Source organism: Pseudomonas sp. AC211, assembly GCF_979258055.1.
Genome location: NZ_OZ409830.1, coordinates 3,793,204 through 3,809,229, shown reverse-complemented (window position 1 = coordinate 3,809,229; position 16,026 = coordinate 3,793,204). Strand labels below are relative to the sequence as shown.

The following is a 16,026-nucleotide window of genomic DNA, read 5'->3' as shown; positions in this document are numbered from 1 at the left end:
TGCGTGTTATCGCTACAGCTGCCGGCCGCGTTAGGCCCAGCGCGCCTTACGCCACGCGCGGCGTTGGTTTTTGTCGAGGAAGGTCCAGGCCACGAAGCGGCTTTGTTTCTGCCCTTGGGCCATATCCACCACGCGAACATCGCCGGCGCCGAGTGCTTGTAGTCGCGCCTGTAGCAAGGCGACGTTGCTGACTTTCGACACCAGGGTGCTGAAGCAAAACACTTGCGCGCCGACGGCCACGCTTTCTTCCGCCATGCGACTGATAAACGCCAGCTCGCCGCCTTCGCAGTGCAGTTCGTTGCTTTGGCCACCAAAATTCAGCTCGGGCAGCGTGCGGTTGGGGTCGAGCTTGCCAAGGTTCTTCCACTTGCGCTGGCTGCCGCTGCGGGCTTCGTCCAGGGAGGCATGGAAGGGTGGGTTGCACAAAGTGAAGTCGAAGCGTTCTTCGCTGCCGATCAGCCCTTCGAAGATATGCGTGGCATCTGCTTGCTGACGCAATTCGATAGCCGCAGCAGCCTGCGGGTTGGCATTGAGAATGGCGGCGGCCGAGGCCAGCGACTGCGCATCAATGTCGGCGCCGACAAAGCTCCAGCCGTACTCATGCTGACCAATCAGCGGATAGATGCAGTTGGCGCCGACGCCAATGTCCAGGCCGCGCACGCCCGCGCCGCGCGGGATGACGCCGTCATGGCTGGCGCCGAGCAGGTCGGCAAGGTAGTGCAAATAGTCGGCGCGGCCAGGCACGGGTGGGCACAGGTAGGCCGGCGGAATGTCCCAGCCGCGAACGCCATAGAACTGCTGAAGCAACGCCCGGTTAAAGGCTTTTACTGCCGCAGGATTGGCGAAGTCGATGCTTTGCTTGCCGTAGGGATTGATGATCAAAAAGGCGCCCAGCTCGGGGCTGGCTTTGATCATCTCGGCGAAGTCGTAGCGGCCTTGATGGCGGTTGCGTGGGTGCAGCACGGCTTTTTTCTCAGCCGGTGCCGGTTTTTTTGCGGACATTACGGATAACCCAGCACGCGCTTTATTTGCGGCAGATTGGCAGCGATCCACTGCTTGTCGATGGCGCCCCAGCTGCGAATTTCGTAGTGCCCGGCGTTGTTGCGCTCGCCAGCTTGCTGGGCGAACTGACAGTCAATATCCAGGTCGGCCAGGGCCAGCAAGGTGTCTTGAGCGGTACGCCGAGGCATGCCGGTGACACCCATCAAGGCCGGCACATTGGTGGCGCCGCCGCTGTCGATCAACCACGCCACGTACAGGCGGCGGTAGTAGCTGCTTTTGGTTTTGCTGACATCCATGGCGGCGACCTCGATAAGAAACGGCCCTGAAAATCAGGGCCGTGGAGTAGAGAGCTTAGAGGCTGGCGATGCGATCGCGCTGTTCATTGAACTTGGCCACGGCCTGTTCGGCCTCGGCCAGTTTGGCGCGCTCTTTGGCGATGACGTCGGCGGGTGCCTTGTCGACGAACGCGGCGTTGCCGAGTTTGCCGCCAACACGTTGCACTTCCTGGGTGAGACGTTGAATCTCTTTGTCCAGGCGCGCCAGTTCTGCGTCCTTGTCGATCAGCCCGGCCATGGGCACCAGCACCTGCATGTCGCCCACCAAGGCGGTGGCAGACATGGGGGCTTCAGCGCCAGCGGCCAGCACGGTGACGTTATCGAGCTTGGCCAGTTTATTCAGCAGCGGTGCGTTGTCGTTGAGGCGACGCTGGTCTTCGCTGCTGACGTTTTGCAGGAACACGTCGATGCGTTTGGCCATGGAGATGTTCATTTCGCCGCGAATCTGGCGCAGGCCGAGCATCAGCGCCTTCACCCATTCGATATCGCCTTCGGCAGCGGCATCGATGCGTGTTTCGTTAGCCACGGGCCAGGCTTGCAGCATGATGGTTTCACCGCTGACGCCGGCCTGCGCTTTGATGCGTTGCCAGATTTCTTCGGTGATAAACGGCATGAACGGGTGCGCCAGGCGCAGGATGACTTCGAGCACGCGCACCAGCGTGCGACGGGTGCCGCGCTGACGTTCGATCGGCGCGTTCTCATCCCACAGAACCGGTTTAACCAGTTCCAAGTACCAGGCGCAGTACTCGTCCCACACGAATTCGTAGAGGCTTTGGGCAGCGAGGTCGAAGCGGAAATTGTCCAGTTGACGGGTTACTTCGGCTTCGGTGCGTTGCAGCTGGGAGATGATCCAGCGGTCTACCGACGACAATTCGACTTCTTCACCGTTAACGCCAGTGTCCTGGCCATCGGTGTTTTCGATCACGAAGTTCGCCGCGTTCCACAGCTTGTTGCAGAAGTTGCGGTAGCCCTCGACGCGGCCCATGTCGAACTTGATGTCGCGGCCGGTGGAGGCCAGCGAGCAGAAAGTGAAGCGCAGGGCGTCGGTGCCGTAGCTGGCGATGCCCTCTGGGAATTCAGCCTTGGTTTGCTTGGCGATTTTCTCGGCCATTTTCGGCTGCATCAGGCCGCTGGTGCGTTTTTCCAGCAGGGTGTCGAGGTCGATGCCGTCGACGATGTCCAATGGGTCGAGCACGTTGCCCTTGGACTTGGACATTTTCTGGCCCTGGCCGTCGCGCACCAGACCGTGCACGTACACGGTCTTGAACGGAATCTGCCCGGTCAGGTGGGTGGACAGCATGATCATCCGGGCAACCCAGAAGAAGATGATGTCGAAACCGGTCACCAGCACGTCGGTGGGGTGGAAGGTTTTTAGCGCTTCGGTCTGGTTGGGCCAGCCGAGAGTCGAGAAGGTCCACAGGCCCGAGCTGAACCAGGTGTCGAGCACGTCTTCATCCTGGCGCAGGGCGATGTCGCCGAGGTTGTGCTTGGCGCGCACCTCCGCTTCGTCACGGCCTACATATACGTGGCCGGCTTCGTCGTACCACGCCGGAATGCGGTGGCCCCACCAGAGTTGGCGGCTGATGCACCAGTCCTGGATGTCGCGCATCCAACTGAAGTACATGTTTTCGTACTGCTTGGGCACGAACTGAATTTCACCGCTCTCGACCACGGCGATGGCTTTTTCGGCCAGTGGCTTGGTGGACACGTACCACTGATCTGTCAGCCACGGCTCGATCACAGTGCCCGAGCGGTCGCCCTTCGGCACCTTCAGTGCATGGTCATCGACCTTTTCCAGCAAGCCCTGGGCGTCGAGGTCGGCAACCATTTGTTTGCGCGCGACGAAGCGGTCGAGGCCGGCGTATTGCTGCGGCAGGCTGGCTTCGAACTCGGCGTTGACGCTGCCGTCGATGTTGAACACCTGAGCGCGGCCAAGCAGGGCGGCGTTCTTGTCCAGTACGTTGATCAGCGGCAGGTTGTGGCGCTTGCCCACTTCGTAGTCGTTGAAGTCATGCGCCGGGGTGATTTTCACGCAGCCGGTGCCGAATTCGGGGTCGCAGTATTCGTCGGCCACGATAGGGATGCGGCGGCCAACCAAAGGCAGCTCAACAAATTTGCCGATTAACGCCTGATAGCGCTCGTCGCTCGGGTGCACGGCCACGGCGCTGTCGCCCAGCAGGGTTTCCGGGCGGGTGGTGGCGACTACCAAGTAACCCAGACCATCGGCGGTTTTGGCGCCGTCGGCCAGCGGGTAACGCAGGTTCCAGAGGAAGCCCTTCTCGTCGTGGTTTTCCACTTCAAGGTCGGAAATGGCGGTGTGCAGCTTGGTGTCCCAGTTCACCAGACGCTTGCCACGGTAGATCAGGCCGTCTTCATGCAGGCGCACGAAGGCTTCCTGCACGGCTTCGGACAGGTCGGGGTCCATGGTGAATTTTTCGCGGCTCCAGTCAACGGAGGAACCGAGGCGGCGGATTTGCCGGCTGATATTGCCGCCGGACTGGCCTTTCCATTCCCAGACTTTTTCCAGGAATTTTTCACGACCCAAGTCGTGGCGGCTCAGGCCTTGGGCGCCGATCTGACGCTCTACGAGCATTTGCGTGGCGATACCGGCGTGGTCGGTGCCGGGCTGCCAGAGGGTGTTGCGGCCTTGCATCCGACGGAAGCGAATCAGCGCATCCATGATGGCGTTATTGAAGCCGTGGCCCATGTGCAGGCTGCCGGTGACGTTCGGCGGCGGAATCATGATGGTGTAGGAGTCGCCGCTACCTTGCGGGGCGAAATAGTTCTTCGACTCCCAGGTTTCGTACCAGGAGGTTTCAATGGCGTGGGGCTGGTACGTCTTGTCCATGCGGATCGGGACCCTGTTTTGGCAGCTAATCGGAAAGCCGGGAAGTATAACGGGGATGGCTGCGATCGGGGAACGCGAGTGATGCGGGGTTGAGGTGGGCCGCCGGTTTGCCGGGGCTATAAGCGGTCCGACGGGAAGCGGTCCGACGGGGAAATGGTTGCGGCTGCTTTGGAATCGCATCCCTCTGCGCGAGCCTGGATTCCCGCTTTCGCGGGGATGACGGTTGTTTAGGGCGGGTTATGGGGTGACTCGCCGTTAAGGCGGGCGAGCCATCGGGCCGGCTCAACCCTTACGCGGCGGCAACAGTCGGGTCAGGCGGGCTTCGAGGCGGCGTTTGAGTTCGGCTTCAATTTGCGGCACGAAGTCGTCGATGACGTCTTGCAGAATCAGTTGCGCGGCGGCGCGCAGTTCGGCGTCCAGGCGCAGCAGGTCGCTGGTGGTGTTGCTCGATTGCAGGCTGCGCTGCACGGTTTGCGCGGTGCTGGCTGGCGGAGGCGTTGGCGTCACGGCGGCGGGCGAGGGGTCTGGTCGGGCGACAGCAGGCGGCGGCACATGGGCGGGTGCAGCGGGAATGCTCGGGCGCGGCTGGGGCTGCGTGTGGAGGTGTGGCTGTGGCTGAAGCGGGGGCGGCGCAGTGGCAGGTACTGGCGCCGTGGGGCCGGGCGCGACGATGTCGGAGAGCAGCGGAATCTGGCCCATTTCCACCGAGTCGGTGAGCAGCGGTAAATCCGCAAATTCGTCGGCAACGCCTGAAGCAGTGGGTTCCTTATGGCTCAGAAACTCACGAATCGACTCCAGATCGTCGAGCAGGTGGTTGGGCTTTTGCGGCGGTTTTGGTGTGTCCATGGGCAGGCTACAGTTCAACTCGCTTGGGGTCATAACCCTGCTGGCGGTAAGTGCGGAAGTTTTCCCGCGAGTTCGCCAATTGTTCGGGTTGCTGGTTAACGATTTCGATCACCCGGCTGAAACGCTGCACATGGGGTGACAGGCTGCTGTTGAGGTTGATGAGCAAGCCTTGGCTGGCCGCCGGCTCGTCGTCCAGGCCAATCACCACCGGCGCATCGGGTGCGTCGCGGTGCAGGCTGTGGGGTACGAATGTTTCGGCCTTGAAACGCCACAAAAGTTCGTCCACCTCGCTGCATTGCGCTTCATCGCTGGCGCGCATGAACACCGGCATACCGTGGCGCCAGGCCTTCATCGCCAACTGACACGCCGCGCGCAGGCGGTCGGCGGGGGCGGTGGAGGACAGGACGTAGAATTCGATGCGGGGCATGGTGGAGTGGGTTCTCAGAATGCGTAAAACGCTCTTTGTAGGAGCGGCTTTAGCCGCGATGCTCGGAAAAACATCGCGGCTAAAGCCGCTCCCACACGAACAGCGCCGTTTTAAACCTTGATGCGATCCAGCAGGTATTGCGTCAGCAATGGCACCGGGCGGCCGGTGGCGCCTTTGTCTTTGCCGCCGCTGATCCACGCCGTGCCGGCGATGTCCAGGTGCGCCCAGTTGAGGTTTTTGGTGAAGCGCGACAGGAAGCAGGCGGCGGTGATGGTGCCGGCCTTTGGCCCGCCGATGTTAGCGATGTCGGCGAACGGGCTGTCGAGTTGCTCCTGGTATTCGTCGAACAATGGCAACTGCCAGGCGCGGTCGTCAGCGGTTTGGCCAGCAGCGAGCAGCTGTTGCACCAGCTCGTCGTTGTTGCCGAGCAGGCCGGAGGTGTGGCTGCCCAGGGCGACGATGCAGGCGCCGGTCAGGGTGGCGATGTCGATGACCGCCTGTGGCTTGAAGCGCTCGGTGTAGGTCAGGGCGTCGCACAGCACCAGACGGCCTTCAGCGTCGGTGTTGAGAATTTCGACGGTCTGGCCGCTCATGGTGGTGACGATGTCGCCTGGGCGCGTGGCGCTGCCGCTGGGCATGTTTTCGGCGCAGGCCATCACGCCCACCAGGTTGATCGGCAGCTGCATTTCCAGCACGGCTTTAAAGGTGCCGAAGACACTGGCGGCGCCGCCCATGTCGTATTTCATTTCGTCCATGCCGGCGGCGGGCTTGATGCTGATACCGCCGGTGTCGAAGGTGATGCCTTTGCCCACCAGGGCAAACGGCTGCTCGCCTTTCTTACCGCCGTTGTATTGCAGCACGATCAGGCGCGGCGGTTGCACGCTGCCCTGGGCCACGGCCAGGAACGAGCCCATGCCCAGGTCTTTGAGTTTTTTCTCATCCAGCACGTCGACCTTGAGCGACTTGTAGGCTTTACCCAAGGCTTTGGCTTGCTCGCCCAGGTAAGTGGGGTGGCAGATGTTCGGCGGCAGGTTGCCCAGGTCGCGGGTAAAGGCCATGCCGGCGGCGATGGCTTGAGCTTGAAGACTGGCGCGCTCGACGTCGGCGAGGCTGGCCTTTTCAGTGAGCAGGGTAATTTTCCCGAGAGGGCGGGGTTTGCTCTTCTGACTTTTGAATTGTTCGAAGCTGTATTGGTTGTCGGCGAGGGTTTCCACCACCAGACGGGTTTTGCTGTAGGTGTCGCGACCTTTTACCTGCAAATCATCGAGGGCCAGAACCGCGTCTTTGCCGCCCAGGCTTTTCAAGGAAGTGTGCGCGGCGGTGACTACTTTGCGCAGTTGACGGTCAGAGAGTTCGCTCTCTTTACCAACGCCGACCAGCAACACGCGCTCGGCTTTGAGATTGGGCAGGCTTTGCAGCAGAAGGGTTTGGCCGACTTTGCCGGTCAGGTCGCCGCGCTTGAGTACGCTGCTGAGTGCGCCGTTGCTGGCGACATCGAGAATCTGGGCGGCGCCGCTGAGTGCGCGGTCTTCGCCGACGGCGACTACCAGGGTGGCGGTTTTCAGTGCGTCTGGACGTGCGTTCTTAACAACAAATTCCATGGCGAGGAGTCCCCAAGACAACCGGTAGGTATTACAGGATAATGCCGCGTTCTTACGGTGTGAAAACGGCGCGGCACGCAAAGGCCTTTTTGAAAAACGGGCTCGGACTGCGCAGCTGGCTCTAGTAAACTCCGCGTCCTTGTCGTTGTTCGGCAGGCGTGACCCACGTTGGTTTCGTCCGCACACCTGCAAATTTTTCGGTCGCCGGCCTTATTGGGCCGGCAACAGACGGCTAGTTTGAGCTTAGCCGCCTGAGCCTGACAACCCTGGAGTGTCTGGTTTGATTGTCTTCCGTTATCTGTCCCGTGAAGTGTTGCTGACCCTCAGCGCGGTGAGTGCCGTGTTGTTGGTGATCATCATGAGTGGTCGCTTCATTAAGTACCTGGCGCAGGCTGCGCAGGGTGCGCTCGATCCGGGCGTGCTGTTTTTGATCATGGGCTTTCGCCTGCCGGGCTTTCTTGAGCTGATTCTGCCGCTGGGGTTGTTCCTGGGTATTTTGCTGGCCTACGGGCGTTTGTACCTGGACAGCGAAATGACCGTGCTGGCCGCCACCGGCATGAGCCAACAGCGCCTGCTGGCCTACACCTTGGCGCCGGCCACGCTGGTAGCATTGATTGTGGCGTGGCTGAGCATGGGCTTGGCGCCACAAGGCGTGGCCCAGGTGGCGAAAATTCTCAACGAGCAAGACGCCCTCACCGAATTCGACACCCTGGTTCCCGGCCGCTTCCAGGCCATGCGCAGCGGCACGCGCGTGACTTACACCCAGGAAATGTCAGATGACCGCAGCCAGTTGGGCGGCATCTTTATTTCCGAAAAACGCCTGTCGAAAGAGGGCGATAAAGAGCGCGGTATCACCGTGCTGGTGGCCGATAAAGGCCGCCAGGAAATTCAGCCCGACGGCAGCCGCTACCTGATTCTGGAAAATGGCTACCGCTACGACGGCAACCCCGGCGCCGCCGATTACCGCGCCATCAAGTACGACACCTACGGCGTGTTGCTGGTGAAACCGGAAGTCAGCAGCGACATCAGCGAGCGTGAAGCGCTGACCACCCGCGAGCTGATCGGCAGTGACGAGCCACGCCATCAGGCCGAACTGCAATGGCGCATATCGATTCCCCTGCTGGTGTTTGTGGTCACCTTGCTGGCGGTGCCGCTGTCGCGGGTGAACCCACGCCAGGGCCGCTTCCTCAAGCTGCTGCCGGCCATCCTTCTTTATATGGCTTATCTGTCGTTGCTGATCGCTGCTCGCGGCGCGTTGGACAAGGGCAAAATTCCCATGAGCCTCGGCTTGTGGTGGGTACACGGTTTATTTTTGCTGATTGGTCTGACGCTGCAATTCTGGGAGCCGATGCGCCTGAAGTTGGCGGGTCGCCGCATGGCGCGGGAGTTGGCGCATGGTTAAGTTGGATCGTTACATCGGCAAAGCGGTGTTTTTCGCCATTTTGTCGGTGCTGGGCATCATCGTTGGCCTGGCGTTGCTGTTCGCCTTTATCGACGAACTCGGCGACGTGCAAGGCAGCTACGGCCTGGACGACGCGGCGTGGTACGTGTTCCTGACCTCGCCCCGGCGGGTGTATGAAATGCTGCCGATGGCCGCGTTGATCGGTTGCCTGATTGGTCTGGGTAGCCTGGCCAGCAGCAGCGAACTGACCATTATGCGAGCGGCCGGTGTGTCGGTCGGCCGTATCGTTTGGGCAGTGATGAAGCCAATGCTGGTGCTGATGTTGGCCGGCGTGCTGATTGGCGAGTACCTCGCACCGTGGAGCGAAAACATTGGCCAGGCCAGCCGCTCCATGGCCCAGGGCGGCGGCGAAGCGCAGAGTTCCAAGCGCGGCGTGTGGCACCGTCAGGGCAACGAGTTCGTCCACATCAACGCCGTGCAACCCAACGGCGTGCTGTATGGCGTGACGCGCTACGAATTCGACAGAGAGCGGCACCTGCAGTCGTCGAGCTTCGCCAAGAAAGCCCAGTACCAGGGCGATCACTGGCAGCTTGAAGACGTCGCCACCACCGTGTTCCACGAGCGCAACACTGAAGTGGTGCAAACCCCGACCGAGCGCTGGGACGTGCAACTGACCCCGCAACTGCTCGGCACGGTGGTGCTGGAGCCGGAAGCGTTGTCGGTGACAGGCTTGTGGCGTTACATCCACTACCTGGCCGACCAGGGTCTGGCCAACGGTAAATACTGGCTGGCGTTCTGGACCAAAGTGCTGCAACCGGTGGTGACCGCCGCGCTGGTGCTGATGGCCATCTCGTTCATTTTCGGCCCGCTGCGTTCGGTAACCCTCGGACAGCGCGTGTTCACCGGCGTGCTGGTGGGCTTTGTGTTCCGCATCGCCCAGGATCTGCTCGGACCCTCGAGCCTGGTGTTCGGCTTCCCGCCGCTGCTGGCGGTGCTGATACCGAGCTTGATCTGTGCGGTGGCAGGGTTCTGGATGTTGAGGCGGGCGGGGTAAATCCCGCGCAAAGAAAAGCCGGCTTAATGCCGGCTTTTTTTGTTGGCCAATGAAACACCCGTGGGAGCGGCTTTAGCCGCGATGCTTTAAGTCTTTTTCTTCTTCGGAATATGCACCAAGCGCGTTTCCGAATAGATGTCATGCCAGCTGCGTTTTTGCTTGTCCCACAGCACCCAGAAAAAACCCAAGCCCAGGCACAGCCACGAAGCAATCGACACCATAAACCGCAACAACGCCTGCCACAGACTGATGGCGCTGCCATCGGCGTTCTGCACGCGCACGCCCCACACTTGCATGCCGAGCGTTTGGCCCGAGTGGGTCCAGAACTTGGCGAAGAAGGCGAAAATAGCCAGCAGCACCACCGTGGAAAATACCGGATCAACATCCAGCGCTCGGTTGTTGGCCAACTCCTGCAAACGCTCGCTGCCGAAGATCAGGCGCAGCACCACTTGCTGATAGAGCAGGCCGGTAACGATGGCGATGGCCACACACAACAGAAAGTCATAAAACATCGCGGCAAGGCGGCGGGGCAGGGCAACAGGGGCAAACTCACCCTGGGGCTGGAGAAGACGTTTGGACATGCAAGGCTCGCGGTGAGTGAAAAGCGCGAGGCACTTTACTGCAAAAGTGGTGTTGGGAAAAAACTCGCTGTCTCGTCGGCCGGCTCTGTTGTAGGAGCGACCTTGGTCGCGAACCCTGCAAACCTCGGCGAATGGCGTTTTCAGGATTCGCCAGCAAGCTGGCTCCTACAACAAAAAGCCCCGCACTTGGCGGGGCTTTTTGTTTCGCGTTCGGATCAGCCGATAACTTGGACTTGATCTGCCTGCAGGCCTTTTTGACCTTGTACCGAAACGAAGCTGACTTTCTGGCCTTCTTTCAGGCTCTTGAAGCCGTCGCCTTCGATAGCGCGGAAGTGCACGAACAGATCCGGACCGCTTTCTGGAGTGATGAAACCAAAACCTTTCTCGTCGTTAAACCACTTGACGGTACCGTTCTGACGATTCGACATATCTTATTTCCTTGGAACTTGAGTTGATGACAGCCTCGGTTTTCTATCGAGGGCTGGACTGGTTGCAGGGAGTAAGAAAAGCCGAGCGGGATGTAGCAAATCGAAGATCTACTGCACCAGGTCGCGATTCAACAGCGACCCATGCAAACACAGTGGGCGAAAAGATACGCCAACTTTGTGGCGAAAAACAACCCCCGAAATTAGGCCTTACAGCGCCTGAATACGGTGCTTCCAGAGCTTTTTGGCATAGCTTCAAAACCGCTCGGAATAGCGGCTGATTGTTCCGCTGAAACACGCTTGTAAAGTCACCACGCGGTAATTGACGCGTGGAAATTTCCGAGAATACAATTAGCTTGCTAACTAATTAATTCCTCGTGTTTCCGATGACCCTCGACGCTCTCCAGCTCAGTATCAGCAGCGGCATGGTAACGACCGCGCGCCATTGGCGACGCATTTGCCAAGCCACGCTGGCCAACTATGGAATTTCCGAAGCCTGTGCCGTGCCACTGCTGATGATCGTGCGCCTGGGCGATGGGGTGCGGCAGGTGGCGGTCGCGCAGGCGGCGGGGTTGGAAAGTCCCTCTCTGGTGCGCTTGCTTGACCAGCTCTGCCGCGCCGGTCTGGTCTGTCGCTGCGAAGACCCCGACGACCGCCGCGCCAAAGCCCTAAGCCTGACGCCGCGCGGTCGCGAGCTGGCCGAGTCGATCGAAAACGAGTTGGTGCGCCTGCGCCGCGATGTGCTCAAAGACATTTCCGTGGCTGACCTCGAAGCGACCTTGCGCGTGATGCGTGCCTTTGAAAACGCCGGCCGGAATCAGGGTGGGGCGTCTACATGAGCGGCTTTTTCGCCGGCATGCCACCGGCGCGCGATTGGTTTTACGGGGGGCGCACCTTCGCCGCCTCGATGCTCGCGCTGTACATCGCCATGATCATGCAGATGCCGCGTCCTTATTGGGCGATGGCCACGGTGTATATCGTCTCCAGTCCCTTTGTCGGCCCCACCAGCTCCAAGGCTCTGTACCGCGCGGTCGGCACATTCGTCGGTGCGGCAGCGGCGGTGTTGTTCGTGCCGATGTTTGTGCAGGCGCCGTTGATCCTTTCAATAGTGGTCGCGCTGTGGACCGGCACGCTGCTGTTCTTGTCGCTGCACCTGCGCACGGCCAACAGCTACGCGCTGATGCTTTCGGGCTACACGTTGCCGCTGATTGCTCTGCCGGTGGTGGATAACCCCAACGCGGTGTTCGATATCGCCTCGTCGCGCACCCAGGAAATTTTCCTCGGCATCGTGTGCGCCGCCGTGGTGGGCGCGGTGTTCTGGCCGCGTCGCCTGGCGCCGGTTTTCATGGATGCTGCCCAGGCCTGGTTCGCCGATGCCACACGCTACAGTCAGCACTTTCTTACCCGTGGCGCGTCGCCTGCCGAGGTGGGCAATCTGCGCGCCGCCATGGTCGCCAGCTTTAACTCGCTGGAGCTGATGATCGGCCAACTTCCCCACGAAGGGGCGCAGCCGCAGACGGTGCGCAACAGCAAAGAGCTGCGTGGGCGGATGATTCATCTACTGCCGGTAATCGACGGCCTGGACGACGCGCTGATCGCCATCGAACGTCGCTCGCCTGATCTGGTCGCGCTGCTCGCGCCGCTTCTGGAGCAGACCCAGCAGTGGCTCCTGAGCACCACCGAAGACGCTGACCCCGCCCGCTGGCGCGCCGTGCGCGACCAACTTGAAGCGCTGCAGCCCAGCGCCGAAGCATTGGATGAGCGACGGCAATTGCTGTTGTCCAACGCGCTGTATCGGCTGGGTGAATGGATCGACTTGTGGCAAGACTGCCGCAGCTTGCAGCACGCGCTGCTGCTGGATGAACAAACTCCGTGGCGCGCGGTTTATCGCCACTGGCGCCTGGGTCGGTTAACGCCGTTTTTCGACCGGGGTCTGATGCTGTATTCAGTGTTTTCCACCGTCAGCGCGATCATTGTCGCCTCCTTGTTGTGGATCGGACTGGGCTGGACCGACGGCGGCAGCGCCGTCATTTTGGCCGCCGTAGCCTGCAGCTTTTTCGCTGCGATGGACGACCCGGCGCCGCAGATTTATCGGTTCTTTTTCTGGACCGCGATGTCGGTGTTGTTTGCCAGCCTCTACCTGTTTCTGATCCTGCCAAACCTGCACGATTTCCCCATGCTGGTGCTGGCGTTTGCCGTGCCTTTTATTTGCGTGGGCACGCTCACCGTACAGCCGCGCTTTTACCTGGGCATGTTGCTGACCATCGTTAACACCTCGTCGTTTATCAGCATCCAGGGCGCCTACGACGCCAACTTCATGACCTTTATCAACAGCAACCTCGCCGGGCCGGTGGGGCTGTTGTTTGCGTTTGTCTGGACCCTGGTGATGCGCCCGTTTGGCGTTGAGGTGGCGGCCAAGCGCATGACCCGTTTCAGCTGGCGCGACATCGTCTCTCTCACCGAACCGGCGACGTTGGCCGAGCACCGGCGCATGGGCGTGCGCATGCTCGACCGGCTGATGCAGCATTTGCCGCGCCTGACCCAGACCGCTCAAGACACCGGCGGCGCGTTGCGTGATCTGCGCGTGGCGCTGTGTTTGCTCGATGTGCTGGCGTATTTGCCGCGCTTGCCGCAGGCGGCGCAGGGCCAGTTGCAACAAGTGGTGGCGGATGTGGGCGAGTACTTTCGCGCCTGCCTGAAAGCGGGTGAGCGGCTGCCGGCGCCTGTGGGTCTGTTGATGACCATGGACCGTGCGCGACGGGCGCTGAATGTATCGGCCTGCGCCGACGCCGAGCAGGCGCGCTTGCACAGCTTGCTCGCCCTCAGCGGCTTGCGGCTGGCCTTGTTGCCGGGCGCGGAAGTGCTGGTTGAAGCGAGTCAGGAGCCCGAGCAACTTCCTTACGGTATCGATGGAGCCTCTTTGTGATCGGTGATCTGGATATCAGCGGCGTGTTTCTACCCACGCTGCTGGTGATGATGGCGTTTACCTATGTGTTGTACCTGTTGGTGCACGGGCTGTTGAACCGCGCGCACTTCTATCGCCTGGTCTGGCACCGGGCCCTGTTTAACGTTGCTCTGTATGCCGTGCTGCTTGGCGCGGTGGATGCCATTTGCCGAAGCCTGATGCTATGAAAAAACCGATGTTGACCTTGGGCCGCGTGGTCCTGACGTTGTTGATGGTGACCCTGGCGGCCGTCGTGGTGTGGCGCATGGTGATGTATTACATGTTTGCGCCGTGGACGCGCGACGGGCATATCCGCGCCGACGTGATTCAGATCGCGCCTGATGTGTCTGGCCTGATCGAGGGCGTGAACGTGCATGACAACCAGCCGGTCAAGCGCGGCGATGTGCTGTTCACCATCGATCAGGAGCGCTTCACCCTGGCACTGCGTCAGGCCGAAGCGAGCGCCGCCGAGCGCAAGGAAGCGCTCGCCCAGGCGCAGCGCGAAGCCAAGCGTAATCGCGGCTTGGGCAATTTGGTGGCGCGCGAACAATTGGAAGAAAGCCAGTCCCGCGAGAGCCGCGCGCAGTCCGCTGTGGCGGCCGCGCAGGTGGCGGTAGATGCCGCGAAGCTCAACCTGGAGCGCTCGGTGATTCGCAGCCCGGTCGACGGCTACCTCAACGACCGCGCGCCGCGCGCCCATGAATTCGTCACAGCGGGCCGGCCGGTGCTGTCGGTGGTCGACAGCGAGTCGTTCCATATCGACGGTTATTTCGAAGAAACCAAGCTGCAGCACATTCGCGTCGGCCAAGCCGTGGACATTCGCGTGCTCGGCGACAACACCCGCCTGCGCGGCCACGTGCAAAGCGTGGCCGCTGCGGTGGAAGACCGCGATCGCAGCAGCGGCAGCAACCTTCTTCCAAACGTGAACCCGGCATTCAGTTGGGTGCAATTGGCCCAACGGATTCCCGTGCGCATTGCGCTGGACGAAGTGCCAGCGGACTTCCGCATGATTGCCGGGCGCACGGCGACGGTGTCGATTATCGAGGGCAGCGACAAGGCGGAGCCTGGGCAATGAAGCGCTATGCAGTGATCGGCTTTGCCACGGTGCTGTCCGCCTGCCAGGCGGTTGGCCCGGACTACCAGTTGCCCACTGATGCGGCGGTCGCCCGTGGCGATTTGCAGGGGCAATTGGCAACGGGCAATAGCGACGTGGTGTCGGCGCCGGTGCCGGCGGATTGGTGGCGGCTTTACCAGGACGCGCGCCTGGACCAATTGGTGCAGCAGGCGTTGGCGTCCAACACCGATTTGCGTGTGGCGGCCGCCAACCTGGCGCGTGCCCGCACGCAGGTAGAAGAGGCGCAGGCCGAAGGTGGCTTCAGCGGCAGCGCGCGGTTTGGCGCGGAGCGTTTGCAGGAGTCCGGCGAGGCATTCCTGCTGGAGGAGAAAGTGCCGGTGGCGAACATCGGCAGCGGCTCGATCAACACCTCCTACCAATTCGATTTGTGGGGCACCTTGCAGCGTGGCATCGAGTCGGCCCAGGCCAACGCTGATGCGGCTCAGGCCGCAGCAGATACGGCGCGCATCACCTTGGTGGCCGAAGTGGTTCGCGCCTACACCCAGGTGTGTGCCGCCAATGAAGAGCGCCATATCGCCCAGCAGTCGTTGGACTTGCAAGAAAAAGGCGTGACCCTGGTGCAGCGCCTGCGCGATGCCGGGCGAGGGGATGAAACCCAGGTGACGCGCACGCAAACCCAGTTCAAATCGCTGCGCGCGGAAATGCCGCGCTACGACGCGGCTCAGCAGGCGGGACTGTTCACGTTGTCGATGCTGTTGGCCAAGCCGGTTAGTGGACTGCCTGCCGGCGTAAGTGAGTGCGCCGAGCTGCCGCATATCGCTCAACTGGTGCCGGTGGGCGATGGTGCGGAGCTGCTTAAACGGCGCCCGGATATCCGCCAGGCCGAGCGCAATCTAGCCGCCGCCACGGCGAAGATTGGCGTGGCGACCGGGCAGCTTTACCCAAACATCAGCATTGGCGCGACGGTCGGCACGGTGGGCATTCTTGAGCACCTGGGCGAGCCGGCGACTAATCGTTGGGGCTTCGGTCCGCTCATCAGCTGGACCATTCCCACCAACGGCGCTCGAGCCCGCATTCGCGAAGCCGAGGCGGCGACGCAAGCGGCGCTGGCGCATTTCGACGGTGTGGTGCTCAACGCCGTACGCGAAACACAGACGGGGCTGGTGCAATACAGCGCCATGCTCGACCGCCGCGACGCCCTGGCCGACGCCGAGCATTCGGCGCAGCAGGCGGCGGACCAGACGCACCAGTTCTTCCAGGCCGGCCGCGCGTCGTTTCTGGCCGACCTGCAAGCGACCAAAACCTACACCGACATGCGCGCGCAGTTGGCGGCAGCGAATACGCAGGTGGCGATGGCGCAGATCAATTTGTTTTTGGCGCTGGGCGGGGGTTGGCAACAAGCAACGCCCTAAAAGCATCGCGGCTGAAGCCGCTCCCACAGGTACGCGTGGTCTGTAGGAGCGGCTTTAGCCGCGATGCTTATAGC

14 protein-coding genes and 1 pseudogene are annotated in these 16,026 nt (G+C 61.5%); 7 read left to right on the top strand and 8 right to left on the bottom strand.

The genetic code is table 11. The features are described from left to right. Positions 1 to 30: 30 nt before the first annotated feature. The 6 genes and pseudogenes from rlmF to ACZZZP_RS18020 form a co-directional block, all read right to left on the bottom strand. Positions 31 to 1,002, bottom strand: a complete 972-nt coding sequence (gene rlmF, locus ACZZZP_RS18045) for a 23S rRNA (adenine(1618)-N(6))-methyltransferase RlmF (protein WP_463536748.1) — start codon at positions 1,000 to 1,002, stop codon at positions 31 to 33. After that, positions 1,002 to 1,298, bottom strand: a complete 297-nt coding sequence (locus ACZZZP_RS18040) for a winged helix-turn-helix domain-containing protein (protein WP_463383646.1) — start codon at positions 1,296 to 1,298, stop codon at positions 1,002 to 1,004. Before ACZZZP_RS18040 ends, rlmF begins: the two co-directional genes overlap by 1 nt. A gap of 55 nt (positions 1,299 to 1,353) precedes the next feature. Further along, a complete protein-coding gene (locus ACZZZP_RS18035; RefSeq protein ID WP_463383645.1) occupies positions 1,354 to 4,185 on the bottom strand; it encodes a valine--tRNA ligase in 2,832 nt (943 codons plus the stop codon). A gap of 282 nt (positions 4,186 to 4,467) precedes the next feature. Then, positions 4,468 to 4,608: pseudogene (locus ACZZZP_RS18030) on the bottom strand (DNA polymerase III subunit chi); the annotation flags it as partial. 430 nt (positions 4,609 to 5,038) lie between these two features. Next, the gene (locus ACZZZP_RS18025) at positions 5,039 to 5,458 is read right to left on the bottom strand and encodes a DNA polymerase III subunit chi (RefSeq protein ID WP_463383644.1); all 420 of its coding nucleotides are present in this window, start codon (positions 5,456 to 5,458) and stop codon (positions 5,039 to 5,041) included. A 110-nt stretch (positions 5,459 to 5,568) separates the two neighbouring features. After that, positions 5,569 to 7,059 (bottom strand): leucyl aminopeptidase, encoded by a 1,491-nt coding sequence (locus tag ACZZZP_RS18020; protein ID WP_463383643.1) that lies wholly within the window; start codon positions 7,057 to 7,059, stop codon positions 5,569 to 5,571. 280 nt (positions 7,060 to 7,339) lie between these two features. On the opposite strand from ACZZZP_RS18020, the gene lptF reads away from it, so the two are divergent. Together lptF and lptG are read left to right on the top strand one after the other, a co-directional pair. Beyond that, complete coding sequence (gene lptF, locus ACZZZP_RS18015; protein WP_463383642.1) at positions 7,340 to 8,461, top strand: LPS export ABC transporter permease LptF; 1,122 nt, start codon at positions 7,340 to 7,342, stop codon at positions 8,459 to 8,461. After that, positions 8,454 to 9,515, top strand: coding sequence for an LPS export ABC transporter permease LptG (gene lptG / locus ACZZZP_RS18010; RefSeq protein ID WP_463383641.1), 1,062 nt, complete (start codon positions 8,454 to 8,456; stop codon positions 9,513 to 9,515). The genes lptF and lptG overlap by 8 nt, the downstream gene beginning before the upstream one ends. An 86-nt stretch (positions 9,516 to 9,601) precedes the next feature. Here lptG and ACZZZP_RS18005 read toward each other — a convergent pair whose 3' ends face one another. Together ACZZZP_RS18005 and ACZZZP_RS18000 are read right to left on the bottom strand one after the other, a co-directional pair. Continuing rightward, the gene (locus tag ACZZZP_RS18005; RefSeq protein ID WP_463536747.1) at positions 9,602 to 10,096 is read right to left on the bottom strand and encodes an RDD family protein; all 495 of its coding nucleotides are present in this window, start codon (positions 10,094 to 10,096) and stop codon (positions 9,602 to 9,604) included. Between the two features lie 215 nt (positions 10,097 to 10,311). After that, positions 10,312 to 10,524: a cold-shock protein gene (locus tag ACZZZP_RS18000; protein ID WP_122452556.1), complete on the bottom strand. Its 213-nt coding sequence runs from the start codon at positions 10,522 to 10,524 to the stop codon at positions 10,312 to 10,314. Positions 10,525 to 10,907: 383 nt separating this feature from the next. Between ACZZZP_RS18000 and ACZZZP_RS17995 the strand changes: the two genes are divergently transcribed. Genes ACZZZP_RS17995 through ACZZZP_RS17975 form a run of 5 tightly spaced genes read left to right on the top strand, consistent with a single transcriptional unit; the run spans position 10,908 to position 15,952 of the window. Further along, positions 10,908 to 11,360, top strand: a complete 453-nt coding sequence (locus ACZZZP_RS17995) for a MarR family winged helix-turn-helix transcriptional regulator (protein ID WP_463383640.1) — start codon at positions 10,908 to 10,910, stop codon at positions 11,358 to 11,360. After that, positions 11,357 to 13,447 carry an FUSC family protein gene (locus ACZZZP_RS17990; protein ID WP_463383639.1) on the top strand — a complete coding sequence of 697 codons (2,091 nt, stop codon included), beginning with the start codon at positions 11,357 to 11,359 and terminating at the stop codon, positions 13,445 to 13,447. Before ACZZZP_RS17995 ends, ACZZZP_RS17990 begins: the two co-directional genes overlap by 4 nt. Then, positions 13,444 to 13,653, top strand: a complete 210-nt coding sequence (locus ACZZZP_RS17985; RefSeq protein WP_122494117.1) for a DUF1656 domain-containing protein — start codon at positions 13,444 to 13,446, stop codon at positions 13,651 to 13,653. The genes ACZZZP_RS17990 and ACZZZP_RS17985 overlap by 4 nt, the downstream gene beginning before the upstream one ends. After that, the gene (locus tag ACZZZP_RS17980) at positions 13,650 to 14,540 is read left to right on the top strand and encodes an efflux RND transporter periplasmic adaptor subunit (RefSeq protein ID WP_463383638.1); all 891 of its coding nucleotides are present in this window, start codon (positions 13,650 to 13,652) and stop codon (positions 14,538 to 14,540) included. Before ACZZZP_RS17985 ends, ACZZZP_RS17980 begins: the two co-directional genes overlap by 4 nt. Then, entirely contained in the window at positions 14,537 to 15,952 is a 1,416-nt protein-coding gene (locus ACZZZP_RS17975) for an efflux transporter outer membrane subunit (RefSeq protein ID WP_463383637.1), read from the top strand. The genes ACZZZP_RS17980 and ACZZZP_RS17975 overlap by 4 nt, the downstream gene beginning before the upstream one ends. Positions 15,953 to 16,026: the final 74 nt, after the last annotated feature.